This window comes from Vibrio sp. THAF64 (assembly GCF_009363455.1).
Classification (GTDB): domain Bacteria; phylum Pseudomonadota; class Gammaproteobacteria; order Enterobacterales; family Vibrionaceae; genus Vibrio; species Vibrio coralliilyticus.
This window is the reverse complement of record NZ_CP045355.1, coordinates 1,088,251-1,108,376: the sequence shown is the minus strand read 5'-3', so window position 1 is coordinate 1,108,376 and position 20,126 is coordinate 1,088,251. Positions and strand designations below refer to the sequence as shown.

The window sequence follows — 20,126 nt, the reverse complement described above, 5'->3', positions numbered from 1 at the left end:
ACTCAGCATTTTGCATATACTCAATTGGGGTCTTTATATTTTTATAATTTATTGCCGACCCAAAAAGCTTGATCAAGGAAATCATCATGACCGCTATACAAAGAAGAACAAAAATCGTCACTACGTTAGGTCCATCGACGGACAAAGAAGGGATTCTCGAAGCGATAATTCAGGCAGGAGCCAATGTTGTCAGAATGAACTTCTCACATGGTACCGCAGAAGATCATATCCAGCGTGCCACTCGCGTACGCAATATCGCAGCGCAGTACGGTACTCATGTAGCCATTCTTGGTGATCTACAAGGGCCTAAAATTCGCGTATCGACATTTAAAGACAACAAAATTCACCTCACTGTTGGTGACACTTTTATCCTCGACAGTGATCTCGCTCAGGGGGAAGGTGATCAGAGTGCAGTAGGTCTCGACTACAAAGAGCTGCCACAAGACGTCTCAACGGGTGATATTTTGCTGCTCGATGATGGTCGTGTGCAGCTGCAGGTGACTAAGGTATCTGGCAATCAAGTCGTTACTAAAGTCATCATTGGCGGCCCGCTTTCCAATAATAAGGGCATCAATAAAAAAGGCGGAGGCTTATCGGCCGACGCTTTGACTGAAAAAGATAAGAATGACATCAAGATTGCCGCCCAAATCAAAGTCGACTATCTCGCAGTTTCGTTCCCACGCAATGGCGAGGATATGAAGTACGCTCGCCGCCTAGCACGAGATGCGGGTCTTGAAGCGAAATTAGTCGCTAAGGTGGAGCGCGCCGAGACAGTGGAAAGTGAGGAGAATATCGATGACATCATTCTCGCTTCAGATGCGGTAATGGTCGCTCGTGGCGATTTAGGGGTAGAAATTGGAGACCCAGAATTAATTGGTGTGCAAAAACAACTCATTCGCAGGGCAAGAAGCCTCAACCGCACCGTCATTACCGCGACACAAATGATGGAGTCCATGATAGAGAATCCAATGCCAACCCGTGCAGAAGTCATGGATGTAGCCAATGCGGTACTCGATGGTACTGATGCCGTAATGCTGTCAGGAGAAACGGCCGCAGGTAAATACCCGTTGGAAACAGTACGTTCAATGGCTGAGGTGTGTCTGGGAGCAGAGAAAATGTCAGCCATTAACCGGTCCAGCTATCGGATGGACTCGGTTTTTAAAGGCAGTGAAGAAACCATCGCTATGTCGACCATGTTTGCCGCGAACCACATGAAAGGTGTCAAAGGCATCATTACCCTGACTGAGTCCGGCCGAACGGCATTAATGATGTCTCGCCTTAGTTCTGGTTTACCTATCTTTGCCCTATCACGTAATGAAAGCACTCTTAACCACACCGCGCTTTATCGTGGAGTGACGCCAGTCTATTTTGACTCTAAAGGCGACTCAGGTTTACCAACAGCTAAAGCCGCTGTGGAGTGTTTGAAAGGCAAGGGGTTACTGCATGATGGCGACCTGGTCATCATCACTCAAGGCGATGTCATGGATGTGGTAGGGTCAACTAACTGTATGCGTATTCTTTCTGCCTGATATTGGACTTCACATGAAAAAGGGAGCCTGTTGGGCTCCCTTGTAACTTCTGAATGACCGTTACTTCTGAATGGCCGCCGCTGAGGATTTAGACAGCGATGAATACATTTCAACAAAGCGAAAACCTGAATCAAGCCCCATCTGGTAGTCATGAAGCAGATCGTCTCGGTCACTCATCAAAGAATTAGATCTAAGTGGCTGCTCAGGCTTTATCTGTACAATAAAACAATCGTCTGGCGGATTGTGGAGAAAGTCTTGAGTAAGAGAATAGGTCTGGTAGTGAACCATCAACATATCCGCCAATCCGGAATCAAACTTCTCTCCCAGTAGATGACTTAATCGGTAGATGTCATCGGCTCCAAATAGCCAACGCCCGCCATTGAGTGACTCCAAGTGGCGATGTTGCAATTTTTCCTCCTGAGAACGTTGCAACTGTTCTGTGAAAAAGCTCGCCCAGTCTTCTTTCCATTGAACCAGCTTTTGCTGCCAATGATCTTGCACCACGTTAAATGAATCACGATACCACTTAACCTCATTCTCATGAGTCACTTGCTCTGTGTCCGTCTCTAGATCTTCTCCTTCTGTACGAATCACAACAATGCAACGCGCCTCTTTACGCCACGCTTCTTGAACTGGAATAGACGCCGAAACTCCTCCGTCCACATACTCTCCATGATCAAACTTAACGGGCTCCTGATAAAGCCTTGGGATCGCGCATGTGGCGATCAACACTTTTCTCCAGTCATCCTGCAACATGGGCAAATAGTGATCGAACAGCCGGCTAGTATCGGTCACTGCAGCAAAGGCTTGCCTATTGGCCAATACTCTTTTTCCCATATCAATATCAAGCCGATAAGGAAAATCGCTGATCTTATCAAGTGCCCAATCAATCCCAAGGTATTGTTTACGGCGTATGTAGCGGAAGAGATTGAAAAACTCAGGAGCGGTGGTGAGGTCGAGTATAAAGGAGCGCCCTATTCCCCGTTGACGGCACAGATAACCACAAAGGTTTAGTGCACCAGCAGAGGTACCATAGAAGGCGTGAAAAGGGTCAAAGTTAGAAAGAAGGAAGGCATCAAGCACACCGGAAGTAAAAATACCACGCTGTCCGCCGCCTTGGGCTACCAGCGCATTTTTACCACCAGTGTACTTAGCAAGACGTTGAGTATCCAGCTGGATAGCAGCGCTGGTAACGACACCGCTATTGTCCATATACCCAACCTAGGCTGAAGTAATTGCGACTAGACCAAAACCAATCAGAACAGTAAAGACTGTTGCAGTGATGACCAACGCATATTTTAGATCGTGTTCCATAGACACCTCCTTTATTGTGTAACAAAGTAATAACATCGTTGTGAGTCATCTTCAAATATTCCCTTTTTTTTGTGCGTAATTATGACGTTACTATCACAATTAGTGGGTATATCACTCTGATAGGACAGTGACTATGAACAGCAAGAACCTCTCTTTATTTTGTAGCATTTTACTTACGTTCTCATCACCCGCTTTAGCTGATATCTATCTGACCCCTTGGTTTGGCTTTACCGCAGGCGGAGAAGTAGAAAATCAAGATCAGCAAAAATATGACCTAGAAGGCTCTGAGAGTTTCGCATTAAGCGCAGAAATGACGTTGGATAAAGGGCGAATTGGCCTGTTTTACGCCAATCAAAATACTGATGTCGAAACAGTAAACCTCAGCTCCACCATGCACTACCTGCACTTTCAGAGTAGCATTTACTACCCCGCAGAGGAGTCTCTATACGGTTATCTTGGTATAGGGCTTGGGGGTTCATACATAGATGCCGATTGGGTCACAGACGAGTTTGGCTTTTCAGCCAGTATCTTTGGTGGGTTTGAATATCGTCTCACTGAACACTTTGCACTGAATACTCAGCTGCGTTGGCTTGGCACAGTTGTCGATAACGATACCAGTGGCGTATGCAATCTGCCCGCTTCACAGGAAGGAAGTTGTCTCATCAAATTCAAAACTGATTGGATGAACCAGTTTTCAGCAAACCTCGGATTAACTTGGCGCTTCTAGATACAATATCTTTACAATATTAATAATTTAGTAATATAGATTAATGGAGCGTATATTTTTCAGTCATACGCTCTCTAAATTATAAAAGCGTTATATTTCGCATAGCAGCCATAAACCATAAAATGCTTCCAGTTTAATAATACAAGTCAGCCCAATCACTCTATAAAATACAATAAAACACAATTTTATTACCACAAGCGAACAATACCATCACAACTACAATCTATTGCTTTAACTATTCTTAGTAGTTAGTCTTTTCATCATGCACAGCTGAATATTTCAGTTAGAGCAAACACACATTTAAATTTAAAGAACTAAAATCTGAGAAGCCTTTAACTTCACAGCACAAAAAACCACTAACTTACGCAATCAAAGATAATTAATTATTCATATTGGCACAAACAGACACGTGCCTGCTTTACTAGTAGTAAGTTTACTCAGGCGTCCGTTCTGCCTGACTGGTGATTTTAAGGCATCTTCAATCTCAGATATCGGATTTACAGGAGTCTTTTTATGAAGCGAGAACAATGGGGGTCCCGCGCTGGATTTATTCTAGCTGCAGTCGGATCGGCTATCGGTCTGGGAAACATCTGGCGTTTCCCGTATATGGCCTATGAAAACGGTGGTGGTGCTTTCTTTATACCGTACCTTTTTGCCATGATCACCGCAGGCATACCCTTTATGATCCTTGAATTCAGCATGGGTCAAAAATACCGTGGGAGCGCACCTCGTACGCTAGCGAAAATTCACTCTAAGTTTGAGTGGCTAGGCTGGTTCCAAGTAGGTGTTGCAGCGGTTATTGCTGTTTACTACGTTGCTGTTATCGGTTGGGCGATTTCCTACTTTGGTATGTCTTTCAACCAAAGCTGGGGCACTGACACTAACGCCTTCTTCTTCAGTGAATACCTCGGTTTAGGTGACAACTCACCAACCAATCTAGGAAGCATTCAGTGGAAAATTGCTATTGCAATGCTGATTGCATGGGGTATCACTTACGCGGCTATTGTCGGTGGTGTCAAAGCAGGTATTGAGCGCGCATCTAAGATCATGATGCCAATTCTATTTATCATGGTCGTGCTACTGATTGGCCGTATGGTCTTCCTACCTGGTGCTCTGGATGGCGTAAACTATATGTTTGAGCCTGACTTTAGCAAAATCTGGGATGTGAAAGTTTGGGCAGCGGCGTATGGCCAGATCTTCTTCACTCTGAGTATTGGTTTCGCCATAATGCTGGCTTATTCAAGCTACTTACCTGAAAAGTCAGACATTACTAACAACGCCTTCATGACGGTTTTGATTAACTGTGGTTTCTCAATCCTAGCTGGCATCATGATCTTCTCAGTCCTTGGCTATATGGCGCAAGAGCAAGGCAAGCCTCTGACTGAAGTCGTATCAGCGGGCGTTGGTTTAGCATTTGTTACACTGCCAGCTGCAATCAACTTGCTGCCAGCGCCGTACATCCTAGGTCCACTTTTCTTCTTCGCACTAGTTGTTGCAGGTCTAAGCTCACACATTTCCATCATGGAAGCCGTGACGTCTGCCATTATCGACAAACTAAAGTGGAGCCGTAAGAAAGCAGCAACCGTTGTTATTGGTGTTGGTGTTGTCGTTTCTATGGCATTTGCAACCAATGGCGGTCTACTACTACTAGATTTGGTCGATCACTTCGCGAACAATGTCGGCATCATGGTGGGTGGTTTTGTCGAGATTATTCTTATGGCTTGGCTACTGAATAAAGTTGGTGATGTACGCGAATACGTCAATGAGATCTCTGACTTTTCTATCGGTGCTTGGTTCGTGGTTTGTCTGCGCTTCATCACTCCAATTATGCTGGCAGTTATTCTCGCAACCAAACTACAAACACTATTCACTGAAGGCTACGGTGGCTACGACCTAACTCTTGGTTGGGCAATGATTGCCGCTCTATTCGTCATTGGTGTATTGATTAACGCAACAAGTCGTAAGGAGGCCTGATTATGACAACAGGTGCAATTATTATGATGGTACTGGGCCTTGGAATTACTTGGGGCGGCGCTGCTATCTGTATTAAACGAGCAATGAACAAACAGCAGCAGTGATGACTGTTGTTGCTTGAAGTAAAAATCCACCTGCATAGCAGGTGGCTTTGGTTGGCCCCCTATAAGGGGGCTCACTGCTATTTATCTAACCCTAGAAGCATTTGTCGCTCCTCTTCTTCTTTCCCCACACGATCTTGGTGCCTGACATATCTACGTATAATTTCCTCGTTCATCCCTACCGAATCAACAAAGTAACCTCGTTGCCAGAACTTATTACCCCAGAGCTTTTTCTTTCTCAAATACGGAAATTTGTTAAACAACCTAATCGCTGTACGACCTTTAACAAACCCCATGTAATTTGAGATACTCATGCTCGGCGGAAGCCTCACGACTAAATGGACATGATCAATTTGGACGTTAAGCTCGACAACCTTGCATTTCTTCATATTGCTGTAAACGTAGATACTTCGATACAGCTCTTTGCCTAAATTTCCTTTCAGAATCTTTAGTCGATATTTAGGTGTCCAAACAATATGATATTGGCACCGATGATAAACGTGTGAAGCGGATTCATATCTGCTCATGTTCGTTATTTCCTTCATTTGTTGGTTGCAAACGAGGACATCTTGAACATGAGCGTTCTTCGGGCAAAGCCCAAAAGAACGATCACCACCTTCTAAAGAAGGTGGTTTAGGGCCAGAAAATAAAAATGCCGACACTGAGTGTCGGCATTTTTGATTGGTCAGAGCTAGAATGTGTATTTAACGCCGAGTGCTCCGCCAATCTGTAGTTCTGGGCCACTATACATATCTAACTCTGGTTGAATTTGACCATACATATTCCAGCCTTCGCTGAAGTTCCAGTTCAGACCAAGGGGGACACGCGCCCCAAACTCTTTATGGTCCCATTCGCTCCATGCACCCGTACCGACATACCAAGTAAAAGGTACGTCCTGACCAAACTCTCCACGAGCTAGTATGTAGTCGAATGCAGCTCCGTCATTACCTACTGTAAAACGGTACTGATTATCCAATTCAATGACTGCACTTAAGTCTTGGTCTACTGCCATCCCAACCGAGAGATCCATGGACTCTGAGCTTTCAGCAATGACGCTTGCGCTCCCTGCGACGGCCGCAACACCTAATAAGCTTTTAACTAGTGTACTTTTCTTCATCACTCTGCTCTGGACTAAAATAAAACAGTGTGCAATTTTCCAGTTGTGTAATGAAAATATGTCATAGAAAGGTAAGGAGGTCGTTAGAATGCAGAGTGTTTTATCGCTTCCACTATGCAATAACATTCAACCAAACATATTCGCTAACAGCGCTTGATTTCAGAGAGTCACGTTCTAATAAAACAAAAGGAGGCCCTTAGGCCTCCTCTATCAATTAAATGGGTAAGTGAGTATTAGCCGTGGTTACGGATCCACTCATCCATTTCTGTTTTTAGGTTGTCAGACTTAGTACCGAAGATAGCCTGAACACCACCTGCTACAACCACTACGCCAGCCGCGCCTAGTTGTTTCAGTTTGTCTTGATCAACAGCCTCTGTATCCGCTACCGCAACGCGTAGACGAGTGATACATGCGTCTAGGCCAGTGATGTTTGCTTTGCCACCGAATGCTGCAACAAGCTCACCTGCCATGTCTGAACCAGATGTCGCGGCTGCTTCTTCAGATTCATCTTCACGACCAGGAGTTTTAAGGTCCATCGCTTTGATAACAGTGCGGAATACTACGTAGTAGATAGCCGCGTAAACCAAACCGACACCCACCATCAGACCGATTTTCTGTGCGTTACCAGATAGTACGATGAAATCGATTAGGCCGTGTGAGAACGAAGTACCGTGTACAAAACCTAGAGTGTTTGCAACAACGTATGCAGAACCAGCTAGTAGAGCGTGGATACCGTACAGTACAGGAGCAACAAATAGGAATGAGAATTCGATTGGCTCTGTGATACCAGTCAGGAATGAAGTCAATGCAGCAGACGCCATGATACCCATTACTTTCGCGCGGTTCTCTGGCTTAGCAGAGTGAGCGATAGCAATAGCAGCAGCTGGTAGACCGAACATCTTGAACATGTAGCCACCTGCAAGCTGACCGAAGCCATTACCTGCAGCACGAGATGCTTCGTCAGCAACTAGGTAACAAGTTAGAACGCCATTTTGTGTTTCGCCAGCAGCATTCACACAAGTACCAGCTTCGAAGAAGAATGGTACGTTCCAAACGTGGTGTAGGCCGAATGGGATTAGAGAACGCTCGACGATACCGTAGATACCGAATGCAACTTGTGGGTTCTGGTGTGCAGCCCAATCTGAGAAAGAAGCGATAGCACCGCCAATTGGAGGCCATACTACAGACAGAACAATACCCAATGCGATAGCAGCAAAACCAGTGATGATAGGCACCGCGCGCTTACCTGCGAAGAAGCCTAGGTATTCTGGAAGCTGAATCTTGAAGAAACGGTTGAATGCCCATGCAGCAACACCACCAACAAGGATACCGCCCAGAACACCAGTGTCGATTTTCTCAACACCCATAACACCAGCCATAACGCCAAGCGTCGCAGTCATGATGCCGTAACCAACGATTGCAGCCAGACCTGCTACACCATCGTTGTTAGTAAAGCCAAGTGCAACACCTACTGCGAAAAGTAGTGCCATCTGACCAAATACCGAGCCACCCGCTTGCTCCATTAAGTTGGAAACAATTTCCGGAATGAAACTCAGGTCGGCAGCACCTACCCCGAGTAGAATACCTGCAACAGGTAAAACCGATACTGGCAGCATCAGAGCTTTACCCACTTTTTGCAGGTTAGCAAAAAGATTCTTAAACATGTTTATGCTCCTGAAAAGTTATAAGAATTATTGGGCTCTAACGGCACACCCCCGTAGCCTTAAATGTTAGCACCCAGAAAAAATGTAACCACATCTAGTAGTATATTTTCCGGCTCTAAATATATATTGATGGTGAACAAACTTTCTAGCTGGTTACGGAATTTAGTTTCAAACTAATAGATAGATCACAATCCAAAATCGGCAAATCGAGACCATATTTACAACCTATCTAATTGATATTTATTAAATTAATATTAACGCCGATTAATTTTGATGGGTAAATAAAATAAACCCAATTGTTATTTTATGTAACAAAATTACAATTTGATACTTTCAGCCTCCCAGCTTCAACATATTTAGTAAACAAGGCAATTTATGTCATCAAGAGTGATTTCAGACACAAAAAAAGGAGCTTCCGCTCCTTTTTTAATCAAAACTCTTTTTCTATCTCAAAAAAAGATTTCGGAAGTTTTCACTGGTTTTTAACCCAACTTCACTCAATGACGTATTTTTTAACTGGGCAATATAGGAGGCAACCTCAACCACGTATGCTGGTTGGTTCTGTTTACCTCGGTGTGGCACAGGAGCGAGATATGGTGAGTCAGTTTCAATCAATAGTCTCTCAAGCGGCAGAGCTTTGACCACTTCTTTAAGTTCAGTAGCTTGCCTGAAAGTGACGATCCCCGAGATAGAGATATAAAAACCAAGCTCCATCGCTGCTTGTGCAAAAGCAAGATCTTCAGTGAAACAATGAATCACGCCACCACATTTATCTGCCTGACCTCGACGTAGAATATCCAACGTATCTTGGCGAGCATTCCTCGTGTGGATGATCAAAGGTTTATTCAGTTTAACTGCTAATTCAACTTGCTGTTGGAATCGTAACTTTTGTAACTCAGCAGTCTCAGGTTGATAGTGGTAATCCAGCCCCGTTTCACCTATCGCCACAACTCTGGGATGCGAGGCATATTCATGTAATCGATCTAAGGCAAACTCACTCTCAACATCCAGCGGGTGAACACCGCATGAAGCAAATATGTTGTCGAAGGGTTCGATCATCTCCATCATTCCAGGGAAAGAATCCAACGTAACGCCAACGGACAGTAGCTCAGAAACGTTAGCAGCTTGAGCTTTGGCAACTACATCTTCAATACCAGAGTGGAGCTCCTGATAATCCAATTTGTCTAAGTGACAATGAGAGTCTACAAACATGATTCCTCATTAAATTTAAATAGCCAATCTAAGATAAGCAATTCGCTGTTCAAACCTGTGTGCTCACGTAACTGTTCAAGCAGCAGACTTAGGTTTGCTGTCTGAGTATAGAGCAATTGATAACCAAGATTAGCCGACAGAGCATTCGAGCCTGGAGTGAAATAAGGCATCTGAACGCCAAAGTGAATCTTTTGAGCATCTGTCAACAAGTACCATATCCATTGTAGATACTCAGAGGGTGAAGTCGCCAATTCTTTTGCTAACTTAACGCTGTCGCCTCTCAACTGAGCCACTTCAAGAAATTGTTCTTCAACCTGCTGATATTTTTCAATTTGCCCCTGCTCTACAAACGCTTGAGTTTTCAGTGGCGCATTGCCATTAATATGTGCTGCAAAAGCAGGGATTGTCGAAGTAACTTGCTCATTTAACCATTGAGCAAGCAATTCTGAGCTCGGAGTCACTACATGCCAATGTTGGCAACGACTGGTAATCGTGGGCAAAAGCTGGTGTGCTTTATGACTGACCAGTAAAAACATACAACTGCTAGAGGGCTCTTCGAGTGTTTTCAACAACGCATTGGCAGCGGAGTCATTCATCGCTTCAGCCGGCTCGATAACAAACAATCGACGTCCAGATAGCTGCGATGACTCCTGTGCTAGGCGGTTACACTGACGAATTTGCTCAACCGTAATAGTTTTGCCTTCTTTCTCTGGTTTCACTAGGTGATAATCAGGATGGTTATGCGACTTCATTAGCTGGCAGCTATGGCAAAAGCCGCAAGCTTCACTGGCATAATTGCTACACATGGCAGCTTCACTAAATCGCTCTACTAGCTGCTCAACGCCTAGCCCTTCTTCTGCTGTCAGTAGCGCTGCATTGGAAAACCTATCTGACTCCAGACTTGCCTGCCATTCACACCAAATGTCTGTTAACCAAGGGTAGGTAGAATTCATGGTTATTGTTCCAACCAACTACGCAGCGCTTGCTTGATATCTTGCGCGACTAATTCGATCGTCTGCTCAGCATTGATCACTACAACACTCGAATCACATTGAGCCAGTTCCAAGTAACGCGCTCTGGTGCGGTCAAAAAAGCTCATATCCATTTTCTCAATTCGATCCAACTCGCCTCGCCCTCTCGCGCGTTCGAGACCGATGCGCGGGTCAAGATCAAGGTAAATGGTCAAATCTGGTTTAAAGTCACCCAATGTTGTCTGCTTAAGTGCTGTCATGGTGTGTTGGGAGATTTGACGGCCGCCTCCCTGATAAGCTTGAGAAGACATATCATGTCGGTCTCCCACCACCCAAGTACCGCTGTTTAAAGCTGGTTTAATCACATTTTCAACCAGCTGCACCCGAGCTGCATACATAAGGAGTAATTCGGTCATGTCTTGCAACTCTTCCCCTTCATGGTCTTGTTTGACCAAAGTTCTGAGTTGCTCGGCTAACGCTGTTCCACCCGGCTCACGAGTATTCTTTATCTGCTCAATACCAGCCTGTTTAAGAGTCTCAAGCACCGCATTAATTGCTGTGCTTTTCCCTGCCCCTTCTAGGCCTTCAATTACGATAAATTTCGCTTGTGTCATTTGTTACTTCTTAGTTGTCTTAGATAAGCGCGTACCGCGCGATTGTGTTCACTCAGCGTTTTAGAAAAAACGTGCCCGCCAGTGCCGCTGGCCACAAAATACAAGTAATTACTGTTTTCTGGATTTGTCGCGGCGGCGATAGACGCCTCGCCCGGCATCGCAATCGGTGTTGGTGGTAAACCAAAAATCGTATACGTATTATATGGGGTTGGAGTACGTAAATCTTTCTTACGTATGTTGCCGTCGTACTTATCTCCCATCCCATAGATAACCGTAGGGTCAGTCTGTAAACGCATACGCTTATTAAGGCGGTTTACAAACACCCCTGCAACACGCTCACGCTCTGCACCAACAGCCGTCTCCTTTTCGATAATAGAAGCAAGGATCAGCGCTTCGTAAGGCGTCTTCAATGGCAAGTTCTCTTGCCTTTGCTGCCAATGCTTATCAAGAATTTTTTGCAGTTTATCTGCGGCGCGCTTGATGATATCGAGATCAGAGGTACCGAACGTGTAGTGATAAGTCTCAGCGAGCAATAGCCCTTCAAGTTTGGTTTTCTCGATGCCAATTTGTTGTGCGATCTCTGCTTCACTGAGCCCAGATATTTTGTGCTCTAGATAAGGGGCTTGCTCTAATGCTGCTCGCCATTCGGCGAATGTTGAACCTTCCACAAAGGTAATTGCAAATTGATGCTCTTTACCGGTTTTGAACAGTTCTAGCGCTTGTGTGAGGTTAATTCCGGGAGCGAGAAGGTAGGTCCCTGCTTTTACTTGCGTCAGTTCTGGGTGGAATCGTCGCACTAGTCTTGCCACATCGCTAGAAACAATCAGTTCATCGTTTGTCAAATCTGCCAGTAAACGGTTGAAACTCATACCCGTCTCAATCGTATAAATCTGTTCTTCTTGCAGCTTTAATGGCTGAGTCACATACTCATCGACTTGTTTAGTAACATAAATAAATCCTGCACCAGCAATCAGTAATACAAGTGCCAGAAATAAGGTGATTCTCTTAATCACGGGTTAACCATCTCCTGAATTTTTTTTGTTATTGTTCCTATTGAAAAGGTCTGTGTGCCAATGCTTTTTACTGGGACGACACCAAGAATCGAGTTTGAGATAAAAACTTCTTCTGCATCACTTAGCTCTTCAAACGTATAGTGCCCAATAGACAACGTGTGCTCACAGCTCGATAAACGTTCTACAATAACGCGGCGCATAACACCTGCAACACCAGCGTTCGTCAGGTCAGGGGTATAGATGACTCCCTGTTTGACCCAGTAAACATTCGCCATTGTTGTCTCAATCACATGGCCACTCACATCTAATGCAATCCCATCGGGGAAGCCTTGTTGATCCATTTCCGCCTTGAGCAAAATTTGCTCAAGGCGATTATTGTGCTTATGACCCGCGAGTAAAGGATTAACCCCTAGTCTCTTATGGCACACACCTAAACAAATACCATCCGCTTGCCATTGTTCATAATGAGCCGGATAGTTAAAGGCGCTAATAGTAACATTTGGTAAGGTCACTTGAGTAGGGCTATATCCACGTCCCCCCTCTCCTCGGCTAATGTGTAATTTCAACCCTGAACGAGTAGACTCTATACACGCTTTTTCTAACCAATCCTCAACCTCTCTCCAGTTTGGAGGAGTTATGCCGAGCAAGTTGAGGCAGGATTGCATTCGCTCTCGATGTTTATCCCAGTGTTGGATACGACCATTGATAACCAACATGGTCGTAAAGCAGCCATCACCATATTGAAATGAACGATCAGAAAGGGAAATTGAGTCTGTGGTGTGTCCATTTACCAAGTACATAATTGATATCCACATAAAAGAAAACGGCTTAATGCCAAAGCATTAAGCCGTTTTATCACAAATTGGATTGTGACTCTTTAGATCTTTTTGAAAACCAAAGAACCGTTAGTACCACCAAAACCAAACGAGTTACAGATTGCGTACTCTGAATCGATAGGTTTTGCCTTATGTGGTACAAGGTCAATATCGTCAAGGCCTTCATCTCGATTATCTAGATTAATCGTTGGTGGAACCATTTGATCAACCAATGACATGATGGTCACGATCGCTTCAACAGAACCAGCAGCGCCAAGTAGGTGACCAGTCATTGACTTAGTTGAAGAAACTTTCACTTGCTTAGTACCTTCTTCACCTAGCGCACGACGGATGCCTTTCACTTCAGCAACATCGCCAGCCGGAGTAGACGTGCCATGTGCGTTCACATAGCCGACTTGTGTACCAGTGATGCCTGCATCGCGCATTGCTGCTTCCATAGCCAACGCACCACCTGAGCCATCTTCGCTAGGTGAAGTCATATGGAAAGCATCTCCCGACATACCAAAGCCAACAAGCTCTGCGTAGATTTTAGCGCCACGTGCTTTCGCATGCTCATATTCTTCAAGAACAATGATACCTGCGCCATCACCAAGAACAAAACCATCACGATCTTTGTCCCATGGGCGAGAAGCTTTTTGAGGCTCGTCATTACGAGTTGACAACGCTTTAGCTGCACCAAAGCCAGCCATGCCTAGAGGAGTTGAAGCTTTTTCAGCACCACCGGCGACCATAGCTTCTGCATCACCGTAAGCGATCATACGAGCAGCATGGCCGATGTTATGTAGACCCGTTGTACACGCCGTCGAAATCGCGATATTTGGACCACGAAGACCACGCATAATAGATAAGTTACCTGCAACCATGTTTACGATAGTTGATGGTACGAAGAAAGGGCTGACTTTGCGTGGGCCTTTTTCAACAAGCGCAGTATGGCCCGCTTCAATAAGGTCTAGACCACCAATGCCTGAACCAATAGCGACACCAACGCGTGCTGCGTTTTCTTCATTAATTTGTAAGCCAGAGTCGTCTAGGGCTTGAATACCCGCTGCAATGCCGTACTGGATGAACAAGTCCATCTTACGCGCATCTTTTTTAGACATGTACTCTGTGCAGTCGAAATCTTTTACTAGGCCTGCAAAACGAGTTGAGAAGTTTTCAGTATCAAAGTGCTCGATATCAACGATACCACTTTGACCAGCTAGCAGGGCCTTCCAGGATGATTCTACATTGTTGCCTACCGGTGACAACATACCCATGCCAGTGACAACAACACGACGCTTGGACACGATTTTATTCTCCGGGATTGAAATGATTCTATGAGAGGTATAGAAGAGTTTAAAAGAACACAGGCGGCCAGAAGGCCGCCTGGGAGAGATATTACTGAGCGCTGTTCACGTAGTCGATAGCAGCTTGAACAGTAGTGATCTTCTCAGCTTCTTCGTCTGGAATCTCAGTGTCGAATTCTTCTTCTAGAGCCATTACTAGTTCAACAGTGTCTAGAGAATCAGCACCTAGATCGTCAACGAAAGAAGCTTCGTTTTTAACTTCTGCTTCGTCCACACCTAGCTGTTCAACAATGATTTTCTTTACGCGTTCTTCGATGTTGCTCATTTTTTCTTTTCCTTTACAGATTTCGCTCAATGCGATGATTCCGTAGTTTATTCGAACTATTGAAAGTTGCAAGGGGGTCCTTGCTGGTCAAACCACAATTTTCGCGATTTTAACCGAAATTCAATACATTTTTGACTTATATCATGCACAAATGTTGCGCATATCAATGCCAGTTATCACAAACTATAGGCTATTTTTGTGACAGCAAATAGCCCGTTTTGTTCCAACTTAGGCATTAAACCATATACATGCCACCATTAACATGCAGAGTTTCACCAGTAATGTAAGCAGCTTCTGGAGAAGCTAAAAACGCTACTGCTGATGCAATTTCACGAGGGTCACCTAGACGGCCAGCAGGAACGTTCGCTAACGTTGCTGCACGTTGTTCGTCATTTAGCGCCTTGGTCATGTCAGTTTCGATAAATCCTGGTGCAACAGTGTTAACAGTTACACCACGAGAAGCCACTTCACGTGCCATAGATTTAGTGAAACCAATCACACCTGCTTTTGCTGCTGCGTAGTTAGTTTGACCTGCATTACCCATAGTACCAACAACAGAACCAACGTTGATGATACGACCTGCACGCTTCTTCATCATGCCACGAAGTACAGCTTTAGACATGCGGTAGATCGGTGTCAGGTTAGTGTTGATGATGTCATTCCACTCATCGTCTTTCATACGCATAAGTAAGTTATCACGCGTAATACCTGCATTGTTTACCAGAATGTCGATTGCACCAAACTCATCGTTAATGTTTTTCAGAGTTGCTTCAATTGATTCGATATCTGTCACGTTTAGTGCCAGACCTTTACCATTTTCACCAAGGTATTCACTGATTGCAGCGGCACCATTTTCTGAAGTCGCAGTGCCGATAACCGTCGCACCACGTTCAACAAGAATTTCAGCGATAGCACGACCAATACCACGGCTTGCGCCAGTGACCAGTGCAATCTTGCCTTCTAGGTTCATCATGATTGTTATTCCTTAAAAGTTTACTTAGCGGCTTCTAGAGATGCAGCATCATTTACTGCAGCGCCACTTAGTGTCTTCACAATACGTTTTGTCAGACCCGTTAGAACTTTACCTGGGCCTAATTCAAGAAGTTTTTCAACACCTTGCTCGCTCATTAGCTGTACACTTTCAGTCCAGCGGACTGGGCTGTATAGCTGGCGCACAAGTGCATTTTTAATTTTTGCAGGGTCAGTTTCAGCAACAACATCAACGTTATTGATCACTGGCAACTGAGGTGCATTGAATTCAATCTCTTCAAGAGCGACAGCCAGTTTGTCGGCTGCTGGCTTCATCAAAGCACAATGAGAAGGCACGGAAACAGGTAGCGGTAGAGCTCGCTTAGCACCAGCTTCTTTACACAAGGCACCTGCGCGTTCGACTGCGTCTTTACTACCTGCAATCACTACCTGACCTGGTGAGTTGTAGTTTACAGGCGATACCACTTCACCTTGAGCCGCGTCTTCACATGCTTTAGCAATAGATTCGTCATCTAGACCGATGATCGCGAACATAGCACCAGAGCCTGCTGGCACAGCTTCTTGCATCAGTTGACCACGTAGTTCAACCAGTTTGATTGCTTCTTTAAAGTCAATCACACCAGCACATACTAATGCCGAATATTCACCTAGACTGTGGCCCGCAAGGTTTGCTGGCTGTTCTAGGCCAAGCTCTTGCCAAACACGCCAGATAGCCACCGAGGATGCTAACAGTGCTGGCTGAGTACGGAAAGTTTGGTTGAGATCTTCAGCTGGGCCATTTTGAACCAACGCCCATAGGTCGTAACCTAATGCCTCAGATGCTTCCGAAAAAGTGTTTTTTACTACTTCATACTGTTCGCCAAGTTCAGCAAGCATTCCGACTGCTTGTGAGCCCTGACCTGGAAATACGATAGCAAAATTGCTCATTTTCTTTTCCTTTAAAACAAAGTAAGAAAGATTAAGATGCCTAAAAAGGCATCTTAATCTTTTAAATTTGGTTGGGATTAGAACTTAACCAGTGCTGAGCCCCAGGTAAAGCCGCCACCAAATGCTTCTAGTAGAAGCGTCTGACCGCGTTTAATTCGTCCGTCACGAACAGCCTCATCAAGTGCCGTAGGTACAGTAGCTGCAGACGTATTGCCATGTCTGTCTAGTGTAATGACAACTTGATCAAGCGACATAGATAGTTTCTTTGCTGTTGCAGAAATAATGCGATAGTTCGCTTGGTGAGGCACTAGCCAGTCTAGTTCAGACTTATGCATATCGTTGGCAGCCAGCGTATCTTTAACGAGTTTTGATAGCTGTGTCACAGCAACCTTAAAGACTTCGTTACCCGCCATGTGTAGCCACTTGTCAGCATCTTTGCCGCGCTCAGGAACTTCAAGGCTTAGCAACTCACCAAAACGGCCATCCGAGTAGATATGCGTTGAAAGAATCCCAGGCTCTTCACTTGCACCAACAACAACAGCGCCTGCACCATCACCAAACAGAATAATGGTTGAACGATCAGTTGGGTCACAGGTTTTAGACAGAGTATCTGAACCGATTACAAGCACATTTTTACACATGCCTGTTTTAACATGCTGATCTGCAACTGAAAGCGCGTAGACAAAACCTGAACATGCAGCGGCAATATCAAATGCGGGGCAATCTTTAATGTCCAGCTTAGCTTGAACTTGGCAAGCAGAAGAAGGGAAAGTGTGGCTGCTACTGGTGGTCGCTACGATGATCAGGTCAATATCATTCTTATCGATGCCTGCCATTTCGATCGCGTTTTGAGCAGCGATATATCCCATGTCGGCGACGGTTTCATTCTCGGCTGCGATACGACGCTCTTTAATACCTGTGCGAGTGACAATCCACTCATCACTTGTATCTACCATTTTCTCCAAGTCTGCGTTTGAACGCACCTGAGATGGCAGGTAGCTGCCAGTACCTAAAATTTTGCTATACATGAAGACTAATAATGCCTCTCGAGTAAAACCGCTTCCAAACGATCGCTAATACGGCTTGGTACTTGTCGTTTGACCTCGTGTAACGCTTCACCAATGGCATTGATGACCGCGTCTACATCAGCACTTCCGTGGCTTTTTATGACAATGCCGCGCAATCCTAGCAAACTTGCGCCGTTATACTGGTCGGGGTTCAATGTTTTTAGTTCATTAAATAACCCAGAAAATAATTTTCTTGCAATCCAACCCTTTATAGATGAGGCCATCATGCTTGATTTCAACTTATCGATAAATAGCTGGGCTGTACCTTCACATGCTTTGAGGCAAACATTACCAACAAAACCGTCACATACCACCACATCCGCGGCATCGTGGAGTAACTGATTACCTTCAATATAGCCGACAAAATTCACGGACTGCGTCTGAGACAACATTTCAGCACAGCGTTTGACGAGATCGTTGCCTTTGATTTCTTCAGCACCGATATTAAGAATCGCAATACGTGGAGGTCGGTCTAAGTATTGTTCAGTTAACGCACTTCCCATCACAGCAAATTGGAACAATGAATCAGCATCACTGGACACATTGGCTCCTAGGTCAAGCATCCAAGTTCTGCCACCGGAAGCTGTAGGTAAGGCAGAAATTAACGCTGGACGTTCAATTCCTGGTAATAATTTCAACCGAAAACGTGACAAAGCCATGAGTGCACCAGTGTTTCCACTGCTGACACAGGCATCGGCAGTACCTTGAGCGACAGCATCAATCGCCATCCCCATGGAGGTGCCATTGCTGTTTCGAAGTGCGAGAGAAGGCTTTTCTGAGTTTGAGATCACTCGGTCACTATGCTGAATACTCAGGCGAGCATCAGGCTGATAACCAAGAGACAATAATTGAGTTGTGATCGCGGTCTGATCACCTGTGAGGATTACTTTCAGCTCTGGGAAATGCGACAGTGCCTGCACGGCGGCAGGCACTGTGACGCGAGGACCGAAATCCCCGCCCATTGCATCAAGTGCAACGGTTATATTAGGCAAAGGTCAACCTTACTTGTTGATAACCTTTTTACCACGGTAGTAACCTTCAGCAGTTACGTTGTGGCGCAGGTGAGTTTCACCTGAAGTTGCGTCTACAGATAGTGCAGCTGTAGATAGGGCATCGTGTGAACGACGCATGCCACGCTTTGAACGTGATTTCTTGCTCTTTTGTACGGCCATTGACCCTACTCCTATGTTAATTCTTAAAGAATTACTTCTTTAAGTTTTTTAAAACATCGAATGGATTCGGCTTTTCTTCCACAATTTCTTCTGGAATTTCACCAAATACCAAATTGTCTGATTTAACGCTGCAATCCGCTTCTTCGTGCTTTGCGATTTGAGGCAAGTTTAGAATGAACTCGTCTTCAACTAACTGTATCAGGTCAATTTCACCGTACTCGTTCAGATCTACCAAATCGTACTCTTCCGGTGCTTCCTCTTCAGTCTTTTCACCTTTGTAAGGTGTATAAGTGAATTGGACATCGCACTCATGTGCGAAAACCTCATTACAGCGTTGACACTCTAAATCAACTTCGATGTTAGCTTTACCAGAGATAACAACGAGTCGCTGTTCATCTAACTCAAATGACAATGACACTTGAGCGTCGCGTTTAACGCCTTCAACTGATTCGAACAAACGCTTAAAAAGACTAACCTGAATGATACCATCATAATCAAGTCGCTTCTGAGCAGCGCGTGCCGGATCAACCGTTCGCGGTATTTTTACCTTTTGCATAGGGCGCGAATTCTATCTTCCAATTCGTTTTGAGTCAAAGAAAAAGGATAAAAAGTTGCAGTTTTTTTCCTTCTTATTAGAAGAGCTAGGATTACCATCATAATATCCATTAAGCTATCGCTAACTCCCTGAAAGATTGTACTGGAAAATGCCACAATACCAACTTGTTTTAGCATCGACTTCACCGTTTAGAAAACAACTGCTCAATAAACTATCAGTCCCTTTTGAAACCGCCTCACCTGACTGTGACGAAACACCATTTTCTGACGAGCGACCTGAGGATCTAGTGAAACGTCTTGCGAAGGAAAAAGCAGAATCATGCCATACCAATCAGCCTAGTCTTATCATCGGCAGCGACCAGGTCTGTGTGATTGATGGAAAAATCATTGGCAAACCTCTGAATCGAGAAAACGCTATCCAACAATTAAGCCGCCAAAGCGGTAAGGCCATCCAGTTTTATACCGGGCTTGCGCTTCACAACACCGAAACGAATATCACAGATGTCAAACTGGATACGTTCACTGTTCATTTCCGCCAGCTAACCCAACAACAGATCAGCCGCTATGTAGAGAAAGAAGAGCCGTATTACTGCGCTGGCAGTTTTAAAAGTGAGGGGTTGGGTATCGCACTATTTGAAAAGTTAGAAGGGAAAGATCCCAATACTTTGGTTGGGCTACCACTGATTGACTTGATTGATATGCTTGAAACGCAAGGTTTCCCAATCTTGTAAA

The 20,126-nt window shown here is 44.8% G+C and carries 23 protein-coding genes; 5 read left to right on the top strand and 18 right to left on the bottom strand.

Annotation, left to right across the window (positions count from 1 at the left end):
- The first annotated feature begins 86 nt into the window (after positions 1-86).
- Positions 87-1,529: a pyruvate kinase gene (gene pyk, locus FIU99_RS05085; protein ID WP_006959264.1), complete on the top strand. Its 1,443-nt coding sequence runs from the start codon at positions 87-89 to the stop codon at positions 1,527-1,529.
- Between the two features lie 60 nt (positions 1,530-1,589).
- Here the strand turns inward: pyk and FIU99_RS05080 are convergent, their stop codons facing one another.
- A complete protein-coding gene (locus FIU99_RS05080; RefSeq protein ID WP_099609749.1) occupies positions 1,590-2,741 on the bottom strand; it encodes a patatin family protein in 1,152 nt (383 codons plus the stop codon).
- Between the two features lie 9 nt (positions 2,742-2,750).
- Positions 2,751-2,843, bottom strand: coding sequence for a YnhF family membrane protein (locus tag FIU99_RS05075; RefSeq protein WP_152472072.1), 93 nt, complete (start codon positions 2,841-2,843; stop codon positions 2,751-2,753).
- Between the two features lie 133 nt (positions 2,844-2,976).
- On the opposite strand from FIU99_RS05075, the gene FIU99_RS05070 reads away from it, so the two are divergent.
- The 3 genes from FIU99_RS05070 to FIU99_RS05060 all read left to right on the top strand — a co-directional run bounded on the left by FIU99_RS05070 (position 2,977) and on the right by FIU99_RS05060 (position 5,648).
- Positions 2,977-3,570 (top strand): outer membrane beta-barrel protein, encoded by a 594-nt coding sequence (locus FIU99_RS05070; RefSeq protein WP_099609748.1) that lies wholly within the window; start codon positions 2,977-2,979, stop codon positions 3,568-3,570.
- 513 nt (positions 3,571-4,083) lie between these two features.
- Positions 4,084-5,544, top strand: coding sequence for a sodium-dependent transporter (locus tag FIU99_RS05065; RefSeq protein ID WP_006959272.1), 1,461 nt, complete (start codon positions 4,084-4,086; stop codon positions 5,542-5,544).
- A 2-nt stretch (positions 5,545-5,546) separates the two neighbouring features.
- Positions 5,547-5,648 (top strand): MetS family NSS transporter small subunit, encoded by a 102-nt coding sequence (locus FIU99_RS05060; protein ID WP_019277924.1) that lies wholly within the window; start codon positions 5,547-5,549, stop codon positions 5,646-5,648.
- 77 nt (positions 5,649-5,725) lie between these two features.
- Here FIU99_RS05060 and tnpA read toward each other — a convergent pair whose 3' ends face one another.
- The 16 genes from tnpA to yceD form a co-directional block, all read right to left on the bottom strand.
- On the bottom strand, positions 5,726-6,172 hold the full coding sequence (gene tnpA / locus FIU99_RS05055; RefSeq protein ID WP_039951144.1) for an IS200/IS605 family transposase: 447 nt from the start codon (positions 6,170-6,172) through the stop codon (positions 5,726-5,728).
- Positions 6,173-6,336: 164 nt separating this feature from the next.
- A complete protein-coding gene (locus tag FIU99_RS05050) occupies positions 6,337-6,762 on the bottom strand; it encodes a hypothetical protein (RefSeq protein ID WP_152472071.1) in 426 nt (141 codons plus the stop codon).
- A gap of 233 nt (positions 6,763-6,995) precedes the next feature.
- The gene (gene ptsG / locus FIU99_RS05045) at positions 6,996-8,426 is read right to left on the bottom strand and encodes a PTS glucose transporter subunit IIBC (RefSeq protein ID WP_006959276.1); all 1,431 of its coding nucleotides are present in this window, start codon (positions 8,424-8,426) and stop codon (positions 6,996-6,998) included.
- A 444-nt stretch (positions 8,427-8,870) separates the two neighbouring features.
- The gene (locus FIU99_RS05040) at positions 8,871-9,638 is read right to left on the bottom strand and encodes a TatD family hydrolase (protein ID WP_006959278.1); all 768 of its coding nucleotides are present in this window, start codon (positions 9,636-9,638) and stop codon (positions 8,871-8,873) included.
- The gene (locus FIU99_RS05035; RefSeq protein WP_006959280.1) at positions 9,629-10,591 is read right to left on the bottom strand and encodes a DNA polymerase III subunit delta'; all 963 of its coding nucleotides are present in this window, start codon (positions 10,589-10,591) and stop codon (positions 9,629-9,631) included. Before FIU99_RS05035 ends, FIU99_RS05040 begins: the two co-directional genes overlap by 10 nt.
- Before the next feature lie 2 nt (positions 10,592-10,593).
- Positions 10,594-11,223: a dTMP kinase gene (tmk, locus tag FIU99_RS05030; protein WP_006959281.1), complete on the bottom strand. Its 630-nt coding sequence runs from the start codon at positions 11,221-11,223 to the stop codon at positions 10,594-10,596.
- Complete coding sequence (gene mltG / locus FIU99_RS05025; RefSeq protein ID WP_152472070.1) at positions 11,220-12,236, bottom strand: endolytic transglycosylase MltG; 1,017 nt, start codon at positions 12,234-12,236, stop codon at positions 11,220-11,222. Before mltG ends, tmk begins: the two co-directional genes overlap by 4 nt.
- Complete coding sequence (gene pabC / locus FIU99_RS05020; protein ID WP_152472069.1) at positions 12,233-13,036, bottom strand: aminodeoxychorismate lyase; 804 nt, start codon at positions 13,034-13,036, stop codon at positions 12,233-12,235. Before pabC ends, mltG begins: the two co-directional genes overlap by 4 nt.
- Before the next feature lie 77 nt (positions 13,037-13,113).
- Positions 13,114-14,358, bottom strand: coding sequence for a beta-ketoacyl-ACP synthase II (gene fabF / locus FIU99_RS05015; RefSeq protein WP_006959284.1), 1,245 nt, complete (start codon positions 14,356-14,358; stop codon positions 13,114-13,116).
- Positions 14,359-14,449: 91 nt separating this feature from the next.
- Positions 14,450-14,683: an acyl carrier protein gene (acpP, locus tag FIU99_RS05010; RefSeq protein ID WP_004406112.1), complete on the bottom strand. Its 234-nt coding sequence runs from the start codon at positions 14,681-14,683 to the stop codon at positions 14,450-14,452.
- 235 nt (positions 14,684-14,918) lie between these two features.
- On the bottom strand, positions 14,919-15,653 hold the full coding sequence (fabG, locus tag FIU99_RS05005; protein ID WP_029236328.1) for a 3-oxoacyl-ACP reductase FabG: 735 nt from the start codon (positions 15,651-15,653) through the stop codon (positions 14,919-14,921).
- Between the two features lie 23 nt (positions 15,654-15,676).
- A complete protein-coding gene (fabD, locus tag FIU99_RS05000) occupies positions 15,677-16,600 on the bottom strand; it encodes an ACP S-malonyltransferase (protein ID WP_006959286.1) in 924 nt (307 codons plus the stop codon).
- 77 nt (positions 16,601-16,677) lie between these two features.
- A complete protein-coding gene (locus tag FIU99_RS04995) occupies positions 16,678-17,628 on the bottom strand; it encodes a beta-ketoacyl-ACP synthase III (protein ID WP_152472068.1) in 951 nt (316 codons plus the stop codon).
- Between the two features lie 5 nt (positions 17,629-17,633).
- Entirely contained in the window at positions 17,634-18,659 is a 1,026-nt protein-coding gene (plsX, locus tag FIU99_RS04990) for a phosphate acyltransferase PlsX (protein ID WP_006959288.1), read from the bottom strand.
- Positions 18,660-18,668: 9 nt separating this feature from the next.
- On the bottom strand, positions 18,669-18,839 hold the full coding sequence (gene rpmF / locus FIU99_RS04985) for a 50S ribosomal protein L32 (protein WP_006959289.1): 171 nt from the start codon (positions 18,837-18,839) through the stop codon (positions 18,669-18,671).
- Positions 18,840-18,870: 31 nt separating this feature from the next.
- Positions 18,871-19,395 (bottom strand): 23S rRNA accumulation protein YceD, encoded by a 525-nt coding sequence (gene yceD / locus FIU99_RS04980; RefSeq protein WP_006959290.1) that lies wholly within the window; start codon positions 19,393-19,395, stop codon positions 18,871-18,873.
- A gap of 148 nt (positions 19,396-19,543) precedes the next feature.
- Between yceD and FIU99_RS04975 the strand changes: the two genes are divergently transcribed.
- Entirely contained in the window at positions 19,544-20,125 is a 582-nt protein-coding gene (locus FIU99_RS04975; protein ID WP_099609742.1) for a nucleoside triphosphate pyrophosphatase, read from the top strand.
- Position 20,126 lies beyond the last annotated feature (1 nt).